This is a genomic window from Paenibacillus roseus (assembly GCF_016424485.1).
GTDB classification, from domain to species: Bacteria; Bacillota; Bacilli; order Paenibacillales; family Paenibacillaceae; genus Paenibacillus_D; species Paenibacillus_D roseus.
The window spans coordinates 81001-98337 of record NZ_JAELUP010000005.1 but is presented as its reverse complement, the minus strand read 5'-3'; the positions used below and the strand labels follow the sequence as shown (position 1 = coordinate 98337).

At 48.5% G+C, this 17337-nt stretch carries 13 protein-coding genes, 1 pseudogene and 1 riboswitch; of the genes and pseudogenes, 13 read left to right on the top strand and 1 reads right to left on the bottom strand.

All coding sequences use genetic code 11. From position 1 onward, the window contains the following. Nucleotides 1-55: 55 nt before the first annotated feature. From JFN88_RS02495 to JFN88_RS02470, 6 genes are all read left to right on the top strand, one after another. Entirely contained in the window at nt 56-643 is a 588-nt protein-coding gene (locus JFN88_RS02495) for a hypothetical protein (RefSeq protein ID WP_199017711.1), read from the top strand. Nucleotides 644-900: 257 nt separating this feature from the next. Further along, nucleotides 901-1182: a co-chaperone GroES gene (gene groES / locus JFN88_RS02490; RefSeq protein ID WP_028563175.1), complete on the top strand. Its 282-nt coding sequence runs from the start codon at nt 901-903 to the stop codon at nt 1180-1182. A gap of 72 nt (nt 1183-1254) precedes the next feature. Beyond that, complete coding sequence (groL, locus tag JFN88_RS02485) at nt 1255-2889, top strand: chaperonin GroEL (protein WP_199017710.1); 1635 nt, start codon at nt 1255-1257, stop codon at nt 2887-2889. A 394-nt stretch (nt 2890-3283) separates the two neighbouring features. Then, the gene (locus JFN88_RS02480; RefSeq protein WP_199017709.1) at nt 3284-4141 is read left to right on the top strand and encodes a prolipoprotein diacylglyceryl transferase; all 858 of its coding nucleotides are present in this window, start codon (nt 3284-3286) and stop codon (nt 4139-4141) included. Between the two features lie 108 nt (nt 4142-4249). After that, a complete protein-coding gene (locus JFN88_RS02475; protein ID WP_199017708.1) occupies nt 4250-8251 on the top strand; it encodes an S-layer homology domain-containing protein in 4002 nt (1333 codons plus the stop codon). Nucleotides 8252-8662: 411 nt separating this feature from the next. Next, a complete protein-coding gene (locus tag JFN88_RS02470) occupies nt 8663-9358 on the top strand; it encodes a peroxiredoxin family protein (RefSeq protein WP_199017707.1) in 696 nt (231 codons plus the stop codon). Between the two features lie 87 nt (nt 9359-9445). Here JFN88_RS02470 and JFN88_RS02465 read toward each other — a convergent pair. Continuing rightward, a pseudogene (locus JFN88_RS02465) lies at nt 9446-9529 on the bottom strand (ABC transporter ATP-binding protein); the annotation flags it as partial. A gap of 144 nt (nt 9530-9673) precedes the next feature. Between JFN88_RS02465 and JFN88_RS02460 the strand changes: the two are divergent. The 7 genes from JFN88_RS02460 (at nt 9674) to JFN88_RS02430 (ending at nt 17299) form a co-directional block, all read left to right on the top strand. Then, nucleotides 9674-10387, top strand: a complete 714-nt coding sequence (locus tag JFN88_RS02460) for a metal ABC transporter ATP-binding protein (RefSeq protein WP_269846499.1) — start codon at nt 9674-9676, stop codon at nt 10385-10387. Further along, a complete protein-coding gene (locus JFN88_RS02455; RefSeq protein WP_199017706.1) occupies nt 10333-11253 on the top strand; it encodes a metal ABC transporter permease in 921 nt (306 codons plus the stop codon). The genes JFN88_RS02460 and JFN88_RS02455 overlap by 55 nt, the downstream gene beginning before the upstream one ends. Then, nucleotides 11168-12166 (top strand): metal ABC transporter substrate-binding protein, encoded by a 999-nt coding sequence (locus JFN88_RS02450; protein ID WP_199017705.1) that lies wholly within the window; start codon nt 11168-11170, stop codon nt 12164-12166. Before JFN88_RS02455 ends, JFN88_RS02450 begins: the two co-directional genes overlap by 86 nt. A gap of 299 nt (nt 12167-12465) precedes the next feature. Continuing rightward, nucleotides 12466-13920, top strand: coding sequence for a glycogen synthase GlgA (gene glgA, locus JFN88_RS02445; RefSeq protein WP_199017704.1), 1455 nt, complete (start codon nt 12466-12468; stop codon nt 13918-13920). A 31-nt stretch (nt 13921-13951) separates the two neighbouring features. Then, nucleotides 13952-14758 carry an alpha/beta fold hydrolase gene (locus JFN88_RS02440; protein WP_199017703.1) on the top strand — a complete coding sequence of 269 codons (807 nt, stop codon included), beginning with the start codon at nt 13952-13954 and terminating at the stop codon, nt 14756-14758. A gap of 20 nt (nt 14759-14778) precedes the next feature. Further along, entirely contained in the window at nt 14779-15762 is a 984-nt protein-coding gene (locus tag JFN88_RS02435; RefSeq protein ID WP_199017702.1) for a sensor domain-containing diguanylate cyclase, read from the top strand. Nucleotides 15763-15996: 234 nt separating this feature from the next. Further along, nucleotides 15997-16146: riboswitch (FMN riboswitch) on the top strand. Between the two features lie 193 nt (nt 16147-16339). Beyond that, entirely contained in the window at nt 16340-17299 is a 960-nt protein-coding gene (locus JFN88_RS02430) for a DMT family transporter (protein ID WP_199017701.1), read from the top strand. The last annotated feature ends 38 nt before the right edge of the window (nt 17300-17337 follow it).

Below are 17337 nucleotides of genomic sequence, written 5' to 3'. Positions count from 1 at the left end.
AACAAAATTTTCATACCGTACATCAGATATAAGGCACGGAGATGGAGGGAGAGCCATGAGACTGCTCCGGCGTTTTGTTACCGTATTGGGCGTGTTGCTGTTGCTGCTCGGGCTGGGAGTCTGGGGATTAATCCGCTATATTGCCCCGCAAGAGCCGCTTGACCTGGATGCTCCTCGGGTAAATATGGAGAAGAAAGTGCTGGAGATGGCAATCGAGCTGAAGCCTGAGCTTACGCTAACCTCGGAGGAGGTCAATAGCTTGATCAAGGGCCATCTGCAGGAAAATCCCAAACTGGAGAACGGAATTGAACTCCAAGGCGCTGATTTCAAGCTGAATGGCAATCTGATGTCCGCCAGGGTGAATTTAACGTATTTGGATCTGGTTCAAATAGGCGCAGCGGCGCAGTATCGTCTTGTGTGGGAAAAGCCCAATTTGCGGATCATACCCGAACAACTTAACGCTCGATCTGTAACATTGCCTTCGGGACTGCTAAAGGAAATTGTCGTTCCACTAGGCAGCGAGCTTCCAAGCTGGGTCGGGATTAGCCAGGTTACCTTTGAAGAATCACAGGTTAGAATCAGGTTTCAAGCCAAGCTCCCGGACCCGGGATGGCTGATAGATCGATTAAAGGAAATTAGCTAAGCCCATGCATGCTGTATCCCGACTTATGCAGAACTTTAGTCATGAAGTGCGCTATAGGACTGGAAGAGTCTACATGCGGTTATCGTCAGCCGGGAGAGGAACCGGTTGTGATTTATGGGTGCTTTTTCATTAAAAAGCGATAAAAGGACTTGAAAAATGCTGCTCAAATTAGTATTATAAAAATGGTTATTAGCACTAAACGTTAACGAGTGCTAATATAAAGTGAGAACTACATTTCAAAAGGAGGCTATTTTTTCATGATCAGACCTTTAGGTGAACGCGTATTGATCGAACCGATCGCGAAAGAGGAAACGACTGCCAGCGGCATCGTACTGCCAGACACAGCGAAAGAGAAACCGCAAGAAGGTAAAGTAATCGCTGTAGGAAGCGGAGCTATCAAGGATGGCGCTCGTGTAGCATTGGAAGTAAAAGAAGGCGACCGCGTTATTTTCTCCAAATACGCTGGCACAGAAATCAAATACGAAGGCAAAGAGTATTTGATTATGAAGGAAAGCGACATTCACGCGATCTTGGGATAAGCCCGGTTTTGAAACCATATAGATGAATGAAACTTACTTAAGCTTCAAAATTCGAAGGAGGGTATCAAGTTCATGGCTAAAGATATTAAATTTAGTGAAGACGCACGCCGCTCAATGCTTCGCGGGGTAGACGCGCTGGCTAACGCGGTAAAAGTAACACTCGGTCCTAAAGGCCGTAACGTTGTATTGGAAAAGAAATTCGGAAGCCCGCTCATCACGAATGACGGCGTGTCCATCGCAAAAGAAATCGAGCTGGAAGATGCATTCGAAAACATGGGTGCTCAACTGGTTAAAGAAGTTGCAACTAAAACCAATGATGTAGCTGGTGACGGTACAACAACTGCAACTGTACTTGCTCAAGCTATGATCCGCGAAGGATTGAAAAACGTAACTGCCGGCGCTAACCCGATGGTTATCCGCAAAGGAATCGAAAAAGCAGTTCGCGCTGCTGTTGAAGAGCTGAAAACAATTGCGAAGCCAATCGAAGGCAAGCAATCCATCGCTCAAGTTGCTGCTATTTCCTCCGCTGACGATGAAGTTGGACAACTGATCGCAGAAGCTATGGAAAAAGTGGGCAACGACGGTGTAATTACTGTTGAAGAGTCCAAAGGTTTTGTAACGGAGCTGGAAGTCGTTGAAGGGATGCAATTCGACCGCGGCTACATCTCCCCTTACATGATCACCGACACGGACAAGATGGAAGCTGTGCTGGATAACCCGCACATTCTGATCACAGACAAGAAGATCACGAACATTCAAGAGATTCTGCCTGTGCTTGAGAAAGTCGTTCAATCCGGCAAACAATTGCTGATCATCGCTGAAGATATTGAAGGTGAAGCTTTGGCTACCCTCGTAGTGAACAAACTGCGCGGAACCTTCACTTGTGTCGGCGTTAAAGCTCCAGGCTTCGGCGACCGCCGCAAAGCGATGCTGCAAGACCTTGCTGCCCTTACTGGCGGTCAAGTGATTACAGAAGAGCTGGGTCTGGATCTGAAATCCACTACTGTGGACCAGCTTGGTTCCGCACGTCAAGTGCGCGTAACCAAAGAAAACACGATCGTTGTAGACGGAAGCGGAGATTCTGCTGACATTCTGGCTCGTGTGAACCAAATCAAAGCTCAACTGGAAGACACAACTTCCGAGTTCGACCGTGAGAAGCTGCAAGAGCGTCTGGCTAAACTGGCTGGCGGCGTAGCTGTAATCAAAGTCGGAGCAGCTACTGAAACTGAATTGAAAGAGCGCAAGCTGCGCATTGAGGATGCCTTGAACTCTACCCGCGCTGCGGTTGAAGAAGGTATCGTATCCGGTGGCGGTACGGCTCTGGTTAACGTATATAATGCTGTATCGGCAGTTAAAACAGAAGGCGATGAGCAAACCGGTGTGAACATCGTTCTGCGCGCCCTGGAAGAGCCTGTACGCACAATTGCAGCGAATGCAGGCCAAGAAGGCTCTGTGATCGTAGAGCGTCTGAAAAACGAAAAAATCGGCGTAGGCTATAACGCAGCTTCCGGCGAGTGGGTAGACATGTTCGCAGCCGGTATCGTTGACCCTGCGAAAGTAACTCGCTCCGCACTGCAAAACGCAGCATCTGTTGCTGCGATGTTCCTGACAACTGAAGCAGTAGTCGCTGACAAGCCAGAAAAAGACAAACCAGCTCTGCCTGACATGGGCGGCATGGGTGGAATGGGCGGTATGGGTGGCTTCTAAGAAGCGTCCTGAAAACGAATTCCAAATTTTAGAATACTTTCTATAAGGATAGGCTCTCTATTAAGCAGACAACGGTAAGATCATAAACCGTCTGCTTAATGGGGAGTTTTTTCTTATGGCAGCAGCAAAGTAAAAAAATCCGATTATTCCGGTTTGAGATATTAAAAGAAATTATTGACAGTAACGTAGTATCGTTTTATGATTATTCCATGGAGATAATTCCGAGTTGTTTTCTTGGATAAACAAAGGGTTATTTATCTACTGGACCACCAGAGATTCGAGTAAGGCGTACATACGCCGGACACGAATCTTTTTTTATCCGCTTATTACAGACCAGGGAGGAAGACACAATTTATTTCGGTTCATCATCATACTGAGAGGGGACGTATCAGCAATGGCTGTTACAAAAAAGAAGGCTTTTTCAAAATCGACAATTGGATTGGTGGTTTCAATCCTAGCATTCGCTATATTAACCTACGTTGTCGTTTCCGCAAATGAAAAAAATAATAAAGAGCAGACAGCTCCAAGCACAGGATCGATTGCCGCCCCGGCCGAAACGAAGGAAGGAACGGCAGAGGCGCAGGAAGCTACGAAAGCTGATAGTCAGGAAAATGTTGCCTCCACGCAAGCGAATGCGGCAACGGAAGCTGTAAATGAAGTAAAGTCAACTGAAGAAGCTGCGGCTTCGGACAAAGCTGATGCGCCAAGTGCAGCTTCGGCAGAAACGGGTTCCGCTGCAAAACAAACGGCAGGATCGGAAAAAGTGGCGACATCATCAGTCAAGGATACACCGGCTGCTGCGGCAACGAACCAAGAACAGCAGCAAGCCGTAAAATCTGAATCGGCCAAAACCGAGCCAGTACAGAACGAACCAGCTGAAAAAACGGTACCTGCCAATACAGAACCGGCTAAACCCGAGCCAGCAAACAATAACAATTCGAACAGCAAGTCTGCTGCGAATGCGACAAATTCGTCCTCCGAGCAAAAAGCGGAAACTTCCGGGTCGACCCCGGCAGAGACTCCGGCTAAGGATACTGCGCCTGCACAGGAAGGGAAGAAAAAGATCGGATCGTTCACAAACAAACAAAAGAATGCTCCGCAATCTGTACAGCAGCCATCCGAATCATCGAGCAGTTCATCCTCTTCGGACTCCTCGTCTGGCAGCAGTTCTTCGTCGAGCAGTTCATCTTCCTCGGGTTCATCGGAAAGCTCGTCGGGCGGTTCATCCTCTTCGGATGAAGAAATCTGCTAAGTGATTGCATCGAATACTTAGAAAAACGCACTACAGCGCGCTTCCTGGTGCTGTAGTGTGACTTCACGATCAAAACCTACTATTATAATCGGTAAAGGTGAAATTTGTATGAGCAAGTTAAAATTATCAAAAAGATGGGTTTCGTTGCTGTTGGCCGTTGTACTGGCCCTCCCTGTCCTCAGTGTGGGGAGTGCCCATGCGGCTGAACAGCCGTCCGCAACTAACAATAGTTCCAACAAAATTGACTATTTTGGCGCGAGATACCCTGCATTAGCAGGTAAAGAGCATGTATTCGAGACGTTAACTTATTACGAATTGGACTATTTATTAAGAAATGCCGAGACCGGGAAGGACGATAATTACATTATTTTGTTCGGGGGTTCCTGGCAGGCGGAGACACAAGCGGCTATTGGTTACATCAACGATATTGCCAAAGAGTATGGCATTACATCGATCAAAAATTTCGATACCAAGCTGGATGGACCTGACGGTTGGATTGATATTGCCAAACCCAGTGTCACGCCGCCAAAGCAAGTGCTGAAAGTAACTACGAGCGGGAGAAGCGTTGATGACAACTATAAGTATATAGTAAGCAATGAGCCTATTGCTGCCGGTGTGGGCAGCACCGACTTCTCCAGGCGCTATGTCGATCTGGGGGCCAGATACTTGACGAATTTAAATGAAAAAACGTCAGGTTCCCTAGGCACGCTTAGCGCAAATTACACGGGTGATGGCTCGCCTGGGCTGAAGGAAGTTAATATCGTAAATGCGCCTTACTTGTTTATTTATAATAAGGGGAACACAGCAGCACCGATTGTCGCTTCCCTTGAGGGACTGGAAAGTGCTGGAGGCTTGGCGGCGCTCCAATCCGGAGTCGGAGAAGAGGCTTATAAAAATGAGCTTCGCAGCTTGTTTAATACGATATCGGACCCAGGTACGAAGAATGCGCATTTTACAGTTCTAACGAATCAAAGCTATATTTCCGGATCATATAATGAATTCAAAAGCGAGAAAAATAAGCCTCTTATTTTTGAAAATAACGAGGAAATCGTTATAGATTCGGTTACATTGGATGAGCTGAAATACTTGCTGGAGCAAGATCAAACGATTCCTATTTTGATAGGGAGCGCCTGGTGCGGAGATACGCAAGGCACGGTGAAATACGTCAATCGAGTTGCCAAAGAATTCGGCGTCAACAAAGTATACAACTTTGACACGAAACTTGACGGCGGAGTAGGCACTACAATAACTTCTGCAACAAATCCCCGTCCGGTTTGGGGGGACCCTGGCCCCAACTTCCTGCAGACGAGAACGCCAAATCTCACGATTTCTCAGGTATATGTAGATCTTGTGCATAAATATCTGACTGGCTTGTCTTCGTTAGTTGAATACCGAGCTAATGTCAATCTCATCCCGAACGTGTATGAAGCGGACGGTACGACATTAGTTAGCCAGATCCCCCTTAAGCATAATAACAATCGGGTCTCGGGTAGAGGAACTTCAAATGACATTACTTATTACTACAAAACATCGGATGGACAATTAACTCGTACAGAGGAGCAAAGAGCATCACGACTGCAAGCGCCATATGCATTTATCTATGATTATAATAAAGAGGAGAATAAGTCATCGATTATCGGGCATGTAGAGATTATGGGGTATTGGTCGAATACTTATGATAAAGCAAATACAAAAAGTCTGCGGATCAATAGCCTGCGTACACTGTTCTCCCGAGTGGAATGGAATCCAGAAGGGTTGAAAGGAATTGCGCCGACCAATGATGCAGGTACTGATGGTAAAATTATTGGAATTGGCAGACAGATTACCGATGACGACGGTGCAAGCTACAAAGCTTTGAAATCGCTGGAGTACAGATTGAAAGGACAGTCGGATTTTGTTGCTGCCAATGATACGGAAATCCAGGGGTTGGCTCCGGGCGTATATGAAGTTCGTTACGCTGCCAAGGATGGTTTCGATACCGAAAATGGCACATACACAGAGGTAGTTAAGACAAGGTATGAACCAGGTCCGGTAATTGAAGTTATCGTCCCTCAGTCGCAGGCGGCTCCGGTAAACCTGGTCGGTTTGGCGCCGACAACTGCTGGTGGACACGGCAAGATCGTTTGGTTTGAGGATAATGAACAGAAGTGGCTGCCAGCGGGGCTGGAATATAAGCTTGCAAGCGATCCGGAGACGGCCTATGCTTCCGTGGAAAGCGATGAGTTGATAGTGCCAAGCGGTGATTACCATGTTCGTTATGCTGCTAAAATTGAAGGGGACATCCACTATGCCCCAAGTCCGGCACGGAATGTGTACGTTCCTGGCTACAATGAGCTTGTACCTCCTAGCAGAGAGGGCTTGAATGTTGTTCATCCAACCACTCTTGACAACAACGATGGACAGATAACGGGATTGAACAGCATTATACATCAAACATACAAATTGGAGTATAAACAGGGAAATGCTGATGGCGCGCAGTATGAGCTTATTAAAGAAGAGGATCTGGCTGCCGGAAAACTGACGGGTTTGGTTCCCGACGTATACAGTATCCGTTATGCAGCTTATGAAGATTTCTTTGCAAGTCCGGCAATCCAATTCGTAATCAAGGGGAATGTAGAGGCTCCGACAGGCCTTACGGGTGTAGCCCCGACAAACAAAACGCAGGCGAACGGAAAAATTAAGGGAACAAATGCTTCGCTGGAATATCGTTCTCATAACCAGGCTGATTATCAGTCGGTAGACGGAGATGAAGTCATTGGGCTGGTGCCAGGAGAGTATTATTTCCGCGTCAAGGAAACATCAACAACTCTTCCGAGCGCGGAGACAAAAGTTACAGTGGCCCAATACGTCGCTCCTTACTATCCAGAAAGTAAAACCGATACAGGAAGTGGCGGTACAGCTACAGACAACAACGAACCTGAAGGCATTAGCCAGTCTGGAAACAATACGGTCGCTGCTATTGCAGCCAAGGTGGATGAAACGTCAGGTACAGCGATTGCGGCTCTTACACCAGCGTTAGTGGCGGAATTGCTGAAAAAATCAAAAGAAGTAGAGGCAAAAGGCGAGAAGTCCGTGCTGGAAATTCAAGTTGATAATCCGCAGAAGTCTACTAACATCCAGATTACCATTCCGAGAGCTTCATATAATGAACTTGTTGCGGGTACAGAGGCTGAAGTGAGCATCAACGCAGGTATCGGCACGATTGTCTTTGACTCGAAGGCGCTAAAATCGATCGGCGCCAGTAGCGACAAGGGAGATATCAGCATTATTTTGAGCAAATCCGAGCTGACGGAAGAAGGTAAGGAAGTTCTGGGAGATCGCCCGGTATACGATCTGCTCGTATTCGCGGGACAGACAAAAGTTTCTACTTTCGGCGGCTCCAAATTGGATGTATCCTTGCCGTATACGCTCAAGCAGGGTGAAGTATCCGATGCGCTGATCGTCTATTATGTCAACGATGAGGGCGAGCTGGAGGTAGTTAGAGGTCAGTATAATCCGACGACCAAGGCTGTTGAATTCAAGACGACGCATTTCTCGCAATTTATTGTCGGCTACAACAATATCAGCTTTAGCGATGTTGATCCTTCCGCATGGTACGCCTCGGCTGTCACCTTCCTGGCCGCGCGCGAGATTACGAGCGGTACGGATGATAGTCACTTTAGCCCGAATGCCAAGTTGTCTCGCGGACAATTTATCGTTCTGCTGCTGAACGCTTACGGAATCAAGCCGGACTCAGAAGGGGCTAGCAATTTCGCAGATGCGGGCAATACGTACTATACAGGGTACTTGGCCGCAGCGAAACGTCTCGGTATTGCCAATGGTCTGGAAGACAACAAGTTCGCGCCGAACAAGGACATTTCCCGTCAGGAACTGTTCACCCTGTTGTACCGTGCATTGGATGTGCTTGGCGAGCGTCCTGCTGCGCAAGCCAATGCCGCTTCTGTAGAAAGTTTCGCCGATGCAGACGCCATTCCTGCTTATGCGAATGAGGCGTTCACCGGACTCGTTAAGGCGGGCGTCATCTCGGGAAGCAATGGAAAATTGCTTCCGGGCAATGCAACTACAAGGGCGGAAGTTGCACAAGTATTGTACAGCCTGCTGAAATCATAAATGCTCAAAGAAGCAGAGGATTGGACCGTGCTATCCGGTTCTTTCCTCTGCTTTGCCTTCACAGCAACGTTCAATGGGCGAACAGAGAGAAGATCGAGCCTGCGGGAATATGAAGAGCCGCACAACTGGGAAATGGGCAACCTTCGGGTAGCCCGTTTCCCTTGTTTATACAGCTACCCTAACCGGGAAAGAGGATGAGCATGGATTACATACTGGCGTTTGCAGCAGGGTTGCTGTCCTTCTTGTCTCCATGCGTGTTGCCGCTTATTCTGGCCTATTGAAGATCAGGTTTCTCTACCTGGAGAAATCGTTGAAGCTGCCCGGCAGCGCCAGCGGCAATCGGTCGGATCGTCTGGAAGTGCTGGGCCAATACGGCAGTTTATTTAATCTGTAGATGACGAGGGGATCTGGTTGAAAAAATATATATGGATATGGGGTGCCATTGCGTTATTCCTGGGGCTGTCCATCTATGTTACGAACAATTACAGCATAACTGAGGCTGATGGTAATGAGTCGGCTTCGGTAAACCGGGACAACGCAGCAGCGAAAAACAGCGAGCCTGAAAGTCCTGATCAGAGCAGCGACACCGCAGGGGCTTTGTCATCGTCGGAGACGAGTTCCCAGGCAGCCGGGGCCAAGGAGACGAATAAGCAGAGTGGAGGCTCAGAGGCTATAACGGCAGAAGACGACGAAGATTTGGAAACAGCGGTCGACTTTACATTAACGGATCTGGATGGCAACCCGGTTACATTGTCGGACTATCGGGGCAAAGGTGTCTATTTGAACTTTTGGGCTACCTGGTGCAAATGGTGCAGGAAGGAAATGCCCGACATGGAGAAGGTTTACCGGGAATATAAGGATAAGGACTTCGTCATGTTGGCCATAAGCATAGGGGAAGAGAAAGAAACAGTTGAGCAATTCATTAGGGACACAGGTTACTCATTCAATGTACTGCTCGATCCCGACAAGAGCGTCTCGCGAGAATATGGTATTAAGCCGATCCCGGTGTCGCTCTTCATCGATAGAGAAGGTCGCATCGTGTTTAGGAAGCTCGGGACGATGAATGAGGAGCAAATGAGAGAGCGGATCGAACAAATTTTGAAATAAGAGCAGGGCTGCAACCCGGAGGGATTCGAGCTGCAGCCCTGCTCAAGCTGTTTAATTTCGCGGTTTGATTGTGCTCGTATTGGTGACGATTTTGCCCCGTTTCATCGCGATCAGATGATCGCAATAGTAAGCGGCCTGCTGCAGATCATGAAGCACCATCAGGATGGTCACTGAATGCTTTGCCTTGTTCTGCTCTTATCTATGTAAAAATTACAGTTTACAAAATGTAATAATTACGATATTATTGAGTTTGTTTTCTATTTGTAATAATTACTTTGATATAGTCTCAGCTAATCTGTAATGAAGGGGGAGGTCATGATGGATCAGCTCGCTGTGATGCGTGATGTGGTGTTCGGCTATGAGGAGACGCCATGTCTGGATGGTGTGAAGCTGGAAATCGGCAGAGGTGAATTTATAGCTGTAACGGGTCAGAACGGAGCTGCAAAATCAACGCTTCTAAAGCTGCTATTGGGCATTCTTAAGCCTTGGAGCGGTGAGGTATATTTTCCCCGGATGAAGGTTGATGGAACGAAGTTGTCCATCGGTTATGTGCCGCAGCAGATTGCCTCATTTAATAGCGGATTCCCGAGCAAGGTCAAGGAGCTTGTTGCCTCCGGCGTCTACCCCAAGCTTGGGCTGTTGCGTCGATTTAAGGGAGAACATTATGACATTGTGGAGAACAGCCTCAAGCAAGTCGGGATGTGGGAGCTTAGGAACAAGAGGATTGGAGAATTGTCCGGCGGGCAGAAGCAGCGTGTTTGTCTCGCAAGAGCATTGGCACAGGGACCGGATGTGCTTGTACTTGATGAGCCGACGACTGGTATGGATTACGACAGCCGGCAAGGTTTTTATGAGCTGATGAATCATTATGCAGCAAGCCACAATCGAACGGTCATTATGGTGACGCATGCGGTGGACGAGGCGTCCCGGTTTTTGGACCGGATCATCAGTCTGGAGCATCAGGAGAGAGGGGGATGGCGATGCTTTACTACGAATTCATGCAGCGCGCATTTTGGGCCGGAGCCCTGATTGCCGTAGTTGCACCGATTCTTGGCATCTACTTGCTGCTGAGGAGACAAATTCTCATGGCAGATACGCTATCCCATGTTTCGCTGGCCGGGGTCGCGCTTGGGGTTGTGCTTCAATTGAATCCGACGATTTCCGCTTTTGTGATGGCGATTATAGGGGCAGTCTGCATTGAACAGCTTCGTCGGAGCTTCAAGACCTATGGGGAGGTTCCGGTAGCGATTATAATGACCTCCGGTCTCGCTCTGGCTGTTGTGCTGATGAGTCTGTCTCAAGGTTTGAACAAAGGCTTCAGCGCTTATTTGTTCGGCTCTATTGTAGCGGTGCATCCGTCCGAGCTCTGGCTGATGAGCCTGGTCGCGCTTATTGCCGTGATCTACTTTATCGTGCTGCGCAGACCTTTGTATCAGCTTACGTTTGACGAGGAGACGGCCCAGCTTGGCGGAGTAAAGGTACGGCGGCTGTCCCTGTCCTTCTCCGTATTGACCGGAATGATTGTTGCGGTCGCGATGCCGATTATCGGCGTACTCCTGGTGTCTGCATTGATTGTACTTCCGGCTGCACTCGCAATTCGCATCACAGGCAGCTTTGGGGCGGCGATAGCAGTGGCTGTCGTGATTGGATTTATCGGTATCTTCAGCGGATTGTCGTTGTCGTATTCCTACAACACGCCCCCGGGAGGAACGATTGCGCTTGTCTTGCTGCTGTTGTTGCTCACAGGGGTTGCTGTGAAGCGCATATGGCAATGGTGGTCCAAATATAAAAAACTAAGGAGAAATTCGAATGAACAAGAAGTTATGGAGAACAAGCACGGCGGTATTGTTTACCCTGGTTCTGATTATAGCCGGCTGCTCAAGCAAAAGCAGTAACAATTCCGTCGCATCGGACACGGCAGACAAGCCCGGTAAAGCAAAGCTGACGGTTGCGGCGAGTTTTTATCCCATGGCAGAATTCACCAAGCAGGTTGCGGGTGATCTGGCTGAAGTGACCAACCTTGTTCCGGCAGGCATCGAGCCGCATGATTGGGAGGCGACACCCCAGGATATGAAGCTGCTGGAGCAAGCAGATATGCTCGTCTATAACGGCGCTGGGATGGAGAACTGGGTTGATAAGGTGCTTGGCAGTCTGAGCAACCCCAAGCTGGTCGCGGTAGAGGCAAGCGCGGGCATGCAGTTAATGGCTGAAAGTGATAATCAAGATGATGAGGCGGATCATGTTGCAAACGAAGAGGAGCATGAAGATGAACATGAACATGGCGGGTTCGATCCCCATGTATGGCTTAGCCCGCGCCTTGCCATTGAGCAGGTTAAAAGCATTGAGGCTGCTTTGAGCAAAGCGGACCCTGCGCACACAGACGCCTATAATGCCAATGCCCAGGCTTATATCGGCAAACTTGAAGCGCTTGATGCGAAGTTCAAAGAAGAAATTGCCAAGCTGAAGCGTAAGGAGCTTGTCACGCAGCACGCGGCTTTTGGTTATCTCGCCAAGGAATACGGGCTGACACAGATTCCCATTGCCGGGCTTTCACCGGAGCAGGAGCCTTCAGCCGAGCGGCTGGCTGAGCTTGTAGTCTATTCCAGGGAGCATCAGGTGAAAGCCATTTTCTTTGAAACGCTGGTATCTTCAAAAGTAGCAGAGACGCTGGGGAATGAAATCGGCGCGAAGACGTTGGTATTAAATCCGCTTGAGGGCCTAACTGCGGATGAAGAAAAACAGGGATTGGATTACATCGGTGTCATGGAGAAAAATTTGCAGTCTATTATAGAAGGATTAAGTTTGTAAAAATGAAGTGCTTCCTCGCAAATGACTTAACTTTCCTGCAGTTTTACTGTATAATAAATTCATAGTATGAAGTCTAAGCCCGGCTAAAGAGGAAGTCATCTCTCTTTAACCGGGCTTTGTGCAATATAAAGCTTTTATCGGTACTGTCATACATTCTTTCCTGTGCCCAGCTTCCTCCTAATTGACAGAAGCGGGACGCGATGAGGTGGAGGAAATTGGATTAGAGATGTAGAATGTCCTTAGTAGCGGTGCAGGGATGGTTATTGTCGGATAAGGCCATGTAGGAGGAGGACGCAATCATGAAATTGTTGTTCGCTGCTGCTGAAGGCAGTCCTTTTGTGAAAACAGGGGGATTGGCCGATGTCATCGGAGCTCTGCCTCAGGCATTGCGCCAATCCGGTGCGGATGCGCGTGTCATTCTGCCCAAATACAAGGTTATACCGAAGGCGTTTAGCGAATCCATGACCTATCTCACCCACATTGAGGTGCCAATGGGCTGGAGATCATGCTATTGCGGTGTTTTCAAGCTGGAACTGGATGGAATACCGACATACTTTTTGGATAATGAATATTTCTTTGGCGCACGCAGCGGCATTTACGGACATGGAGACGATGAGGAACGGTTTGCTTTCTTTAATCGTGCCGTACTCGAAATTTTGCCCCATATCGGATTTCAACCAGATATTATACATAGTCATGATTGGCATACAGGCATGATAGCACCTATGCTCCACAAGCATTACCGCCACAATCCGTATTATCAGTCAATAAAAACGGTATTCACCATTCATAATTTACAATATCAAGGCGTATTTTCATATTCCATACTCGGCGATTTGCTTGGCCTGGATGACTCTTATTTTCAACCTGGAGGGGTAGAGTTCAAGGGGGGAGTCAGTTTTATAAAAGGCGGGATTAACTATTCCGACCAGGTCACAACTGTCAGCAGAACTTATGCCCGGGAAATCCAGACGGAATATTACGGGGAGGGGCTGGATGGAGCTTTGCGCTCGCTGGGCAACCGTCTGAGCGGCATTGTCAATGGCATTGACCAGGAAAGCTACAACCCGGCTACAGACCCCAATCTGTCTTATCCGTACCGCTCCAGTCTGGATGCAAAGCGGCTGAACAAAATCGCTCTTCAACGCGAACTGGGTCTGGAGGAGAGAGGCGACGTGCCGCTCATCGGCATGGTCGGGCGCCTTACAGGTCAAAAGGGTCTTGATCTGGTTGAACGCATTCTCTTCGAATTGATGGAACAGGATGACGTTCAACTCGTAGTCCTCGGCAGCGGCGATCCCCGTTTTGAGCAACTGTTCGAAGATGCGGCTGGCCGCTATGTTCGCAAGCTGGCAGTACAGATCAAGTTTGACGAAGGACTGGCGAGAAGAATCTATGCGTCATCCGATCTGTTCCTGATGCCGTCCAGATTCGAGCCTTGCGGGCTAAGCCAACTGATCGCCATGCGCTACGGAAGCATTCCAATTGTAAGGGAAACCGGGGGCTTGAATGATACCGTCCAGTCCTACAATGAATTTACAGGGGAAGGCAACGGGTTTTCGTTCACGAATTACAATGCGCATGATATGCTGCATACGATTCGCAGAGCTTTGAGGTTCTATACCGAGTCGGATCATTGGGGCAGGCTAGCGCATAATGCGATGGGCGGGGATTACAGCTGGAGCAGGTCCGCTGACGAGTATTATGCGCTGTATGCGCGGCTGACAGATGTTCCAGTGAAAGAGATCGGATGATGTGGGATAGATGTAAAGAAGGGGAATCTATATGACAGATGTTCTTCTACGCAATCATGTAAACATATTGGGCACAGGAAGCCGGACGATCATGTTTGCTCATGGATTTGGGTGCGATCAAGACATGTGGCGCTATATCGTTCCCGGCTTTGAAGCAAACTATCGTATTGTATTGTTTGATTATGTCGGGTCCGGCAAATCATCCCTCAATGATTATAATCCATGCAAGTATAGCGATTTGCAAGGCTATGCGCAGGATGTGCTGGATATTATGGAGGCGCTCGACTTAAATGATGTCATATTCGTCGGGCATTCCGTCAGCAGCATGATCGGCATGCTTGCTTCGATCCAGGCACAAAGCTATTTTGACCATATCGTTATGCTGGGCCCTTCACCACGCTATATCAACGATCTCCCCGACTATTATGGAGGCTTCGATAAGAGTGATATTGAAGAATTGCTCAATATGATGCAAATGAACTTTGCAGGGTGGGCCAGTTATTTGGCGCCAATTGTGATGCGAAACCCTGAACGCCGTGAGCTGACAGAAGAGCTGGAGCGGAGCTTCTGCTCCAGAGATCCGCATATTGCGCGACAATTTGCGGAAGTTACCTTCATGTCTGACTGCCGGGCCAGTCTGCCGGATGCTTCGATCCCGACATTGATTCTGCAGTGCTCCGAAGACAGTATTGCCCCCGTGGAAGTCGGGAATTATTTGCACAATCATCTTAAGAATAGCACGCTGCGCCTGATGACGGCCAAGGGTCATTATCCTCATCTCAGCCACCCGGAGGAGACGATTCAATTCATCAAAGAATATTTAGCAAACGTCCAGTAAATCTGGGGAAAGGCTTAGTTATGCGTATGCAACTAGAAACTGTTCCTTGCGGCCTTGTATCTATATCGGATGCAGGCATTATCCAAGCAGTCAACCAGACGCTTCTGGACATGCTCGGCTATGAACGACATGAATTGCTGGGCAGGCATATCGAATCGACCATGTCGGTTACGAACAAGCTTTTTTTCCATACTTATTTTTACCCGTATATTCGGCTTAACGGGCATGTCAATGAGATGTACTTTTCGTTTCGGACCAACAGTCAGCAGGAGCTGCCTGTGCTTCTGAATGGAGTGCGCCAGGAACGCAGCGGGGAATTCTTCATTGATTGTGCAATTATGATGATGCGTAAGCGAATTGAATATGAGAAAGATATTCTGAAGACGAAAACGAAGCTGGAAGAGCTTTTCAAGAAGAACCAGGAAGCAAACGAGAAGCTGGAGCGGTTAAACGAAGAGTATGCCCGAAAACAGCAGGAACTGCTAAGGGTGAACGAGCAGCTTGAAAAGAAAGCGACGACAGATCCGTTGACAGGGCTTCGCAATCGGCGGTATTTTCAGGAGCAACTGCTGGCTTACCTGGATGCATTTCAGAAGTATAGGCTGCCATTCTCGCTGCTTATAATCGATATTGATCATTTCAAACGCATAAATGATACATATGGTCACCCCGTTGGTGATTTGGTGCTGACAAACCTGGCCCAATTGTTGCAGTCCCTCGCGAGGAAGGAAGACATTGTTGCACGGTTTGGCGGGGAGGAGTTCGTGGCGATTATCCCTGCAGCCGGCGGAGAGACGGCTGTCGGCGTTGCCGAATCTTTCCGCAAAGCTGTAGAAGCGGCAGTATGGGGAGAATACAGCATCACGATCAGTATCGGCGTATCTACAACCATAGAAGGTGACACGGAGGAGACGATGCTCGGTAGAGCCGATACAGCGCTTTACGCTTCCAAGAGCAGTGGCAGGAACCGGGTTACGCACGCTGCCAGTTTGATAAAGGGCTGATTCATATGACAAAAGGCGGGTGTCAGCGCATTAGACATGCAACGTTCTAATGTTTTGGCACCCGCTTAAAGTATTTAAATATTCATTTTATTATTTTCCGATTTGTTTTCTTGGTTTTTATCTTGACAATTGTTTGCAATGAAATTATGATAGGAACAATAATCAATGGCACTTACTTTTATCGTATGAGATTGTAGAACTGGTTATTGAGATTGAACATTATAACATTAGCATACTGATCTTCGGGGCAGGTGAAATTCCTGACCGGCGGTAACGCACCTTACAGGAGCGAAGCCCGCGACTCTCTAAGCCGACAGCGGCAAGGGGACTGATCTGGTGAAAATCCAGAGCCGACGGTTAAAGTCCGGATGGGAGAAGGTCGCCAATTGAAATATGTGTCAGGCTGATTTTGAGTTGCCGCATGTTTATTTGGCCAGCCCCGTTTTCGCCCTATACAGGCGAGGCGGGGCTTTCTTGCAATATAGGGAGTCGGGATGCATACCGTACCTTATTGAATTCCATAGTGAAGCTTAACGCTTCCCTCAAGGCAGGATGCGGGAGAAGGAGTATTTGGAAGATGAATGACATGACTACATCACCTGTATTACAGAGAAAACGGATCAAACCGGCATTTTGGTTTGTCGTACTCGGTTCAGCGCTCTGGGGGGTAGACCCGCTGTTCCGGATTATTTTGCTTGACTCGCTTACTTCTACACAAATTGTGCTGCTGGAGCATGTCATTTTGGTGCTGTTTATGGCGCCGGTGCTTTGGAAGCACCGGGCGCAGCTGGGGCAGCTCCGATTGCGACATCTGGGCGCGCTGATTTTTATATCATGGGGCGGCTCGGCATTAGCCACGATTCTCTTTACGAAAGGTCTTGAACTGGGCAATTTGAATGCTGTGCTGCTTCTGCAGAAGCTGCAGCCGCTCTTCGCCATTCTGCTCGCCAGATGGCTGCTCAAGGAGATGCTGCCGAAATCGTTCGGCTCCCTGTTCCTGATGGCGATTGTCGGAACGTATTTACTCACCTTCGGGTGGACGCTTCCTTCGCTTGAAATGAGCGATTTTATCCAGTTGGGCAGCTTATTTTCTTTGGGGGCTGCGCTTCTGTGGGGCGGTTCAACCGTGATGGGCAGATATTTGCTTGGAGCAGTCAATTATGAAACGGTGACCTCACTGCGATTCATTCTTGCTCTTCCGCTGCTGCTGGCCTTTATGTTGTCCGAGCGGCAAATCTGGTCGCTGCCATCCGGGGCATGGGATGTATCTCTGGTTGGAATCAACCTGCTGCTTCAGGCGCTGCTGCCCGGATTGCTTAGTCTGTTGCTGTACTACAAAGGTCTCAGCCGTATTAAGGCATCCTATGCGACCTTGGCGGAGTTGAGCTTCCCGATGGTCGGCGTGCTGATTAACTGGATTGCCTTCCAGCAGGCTGTCACGATAACGCAGTTAGTCGGATTTTTGCTGATTTGGGTAACGCTGTTCACAATCTCCCGGCAGCAAGAACGTGCTGCACAGCCAATTCCTGCATCATAATTGATGGCCAATTGAGCCGCTGGTGGTTTCGGTTTTCA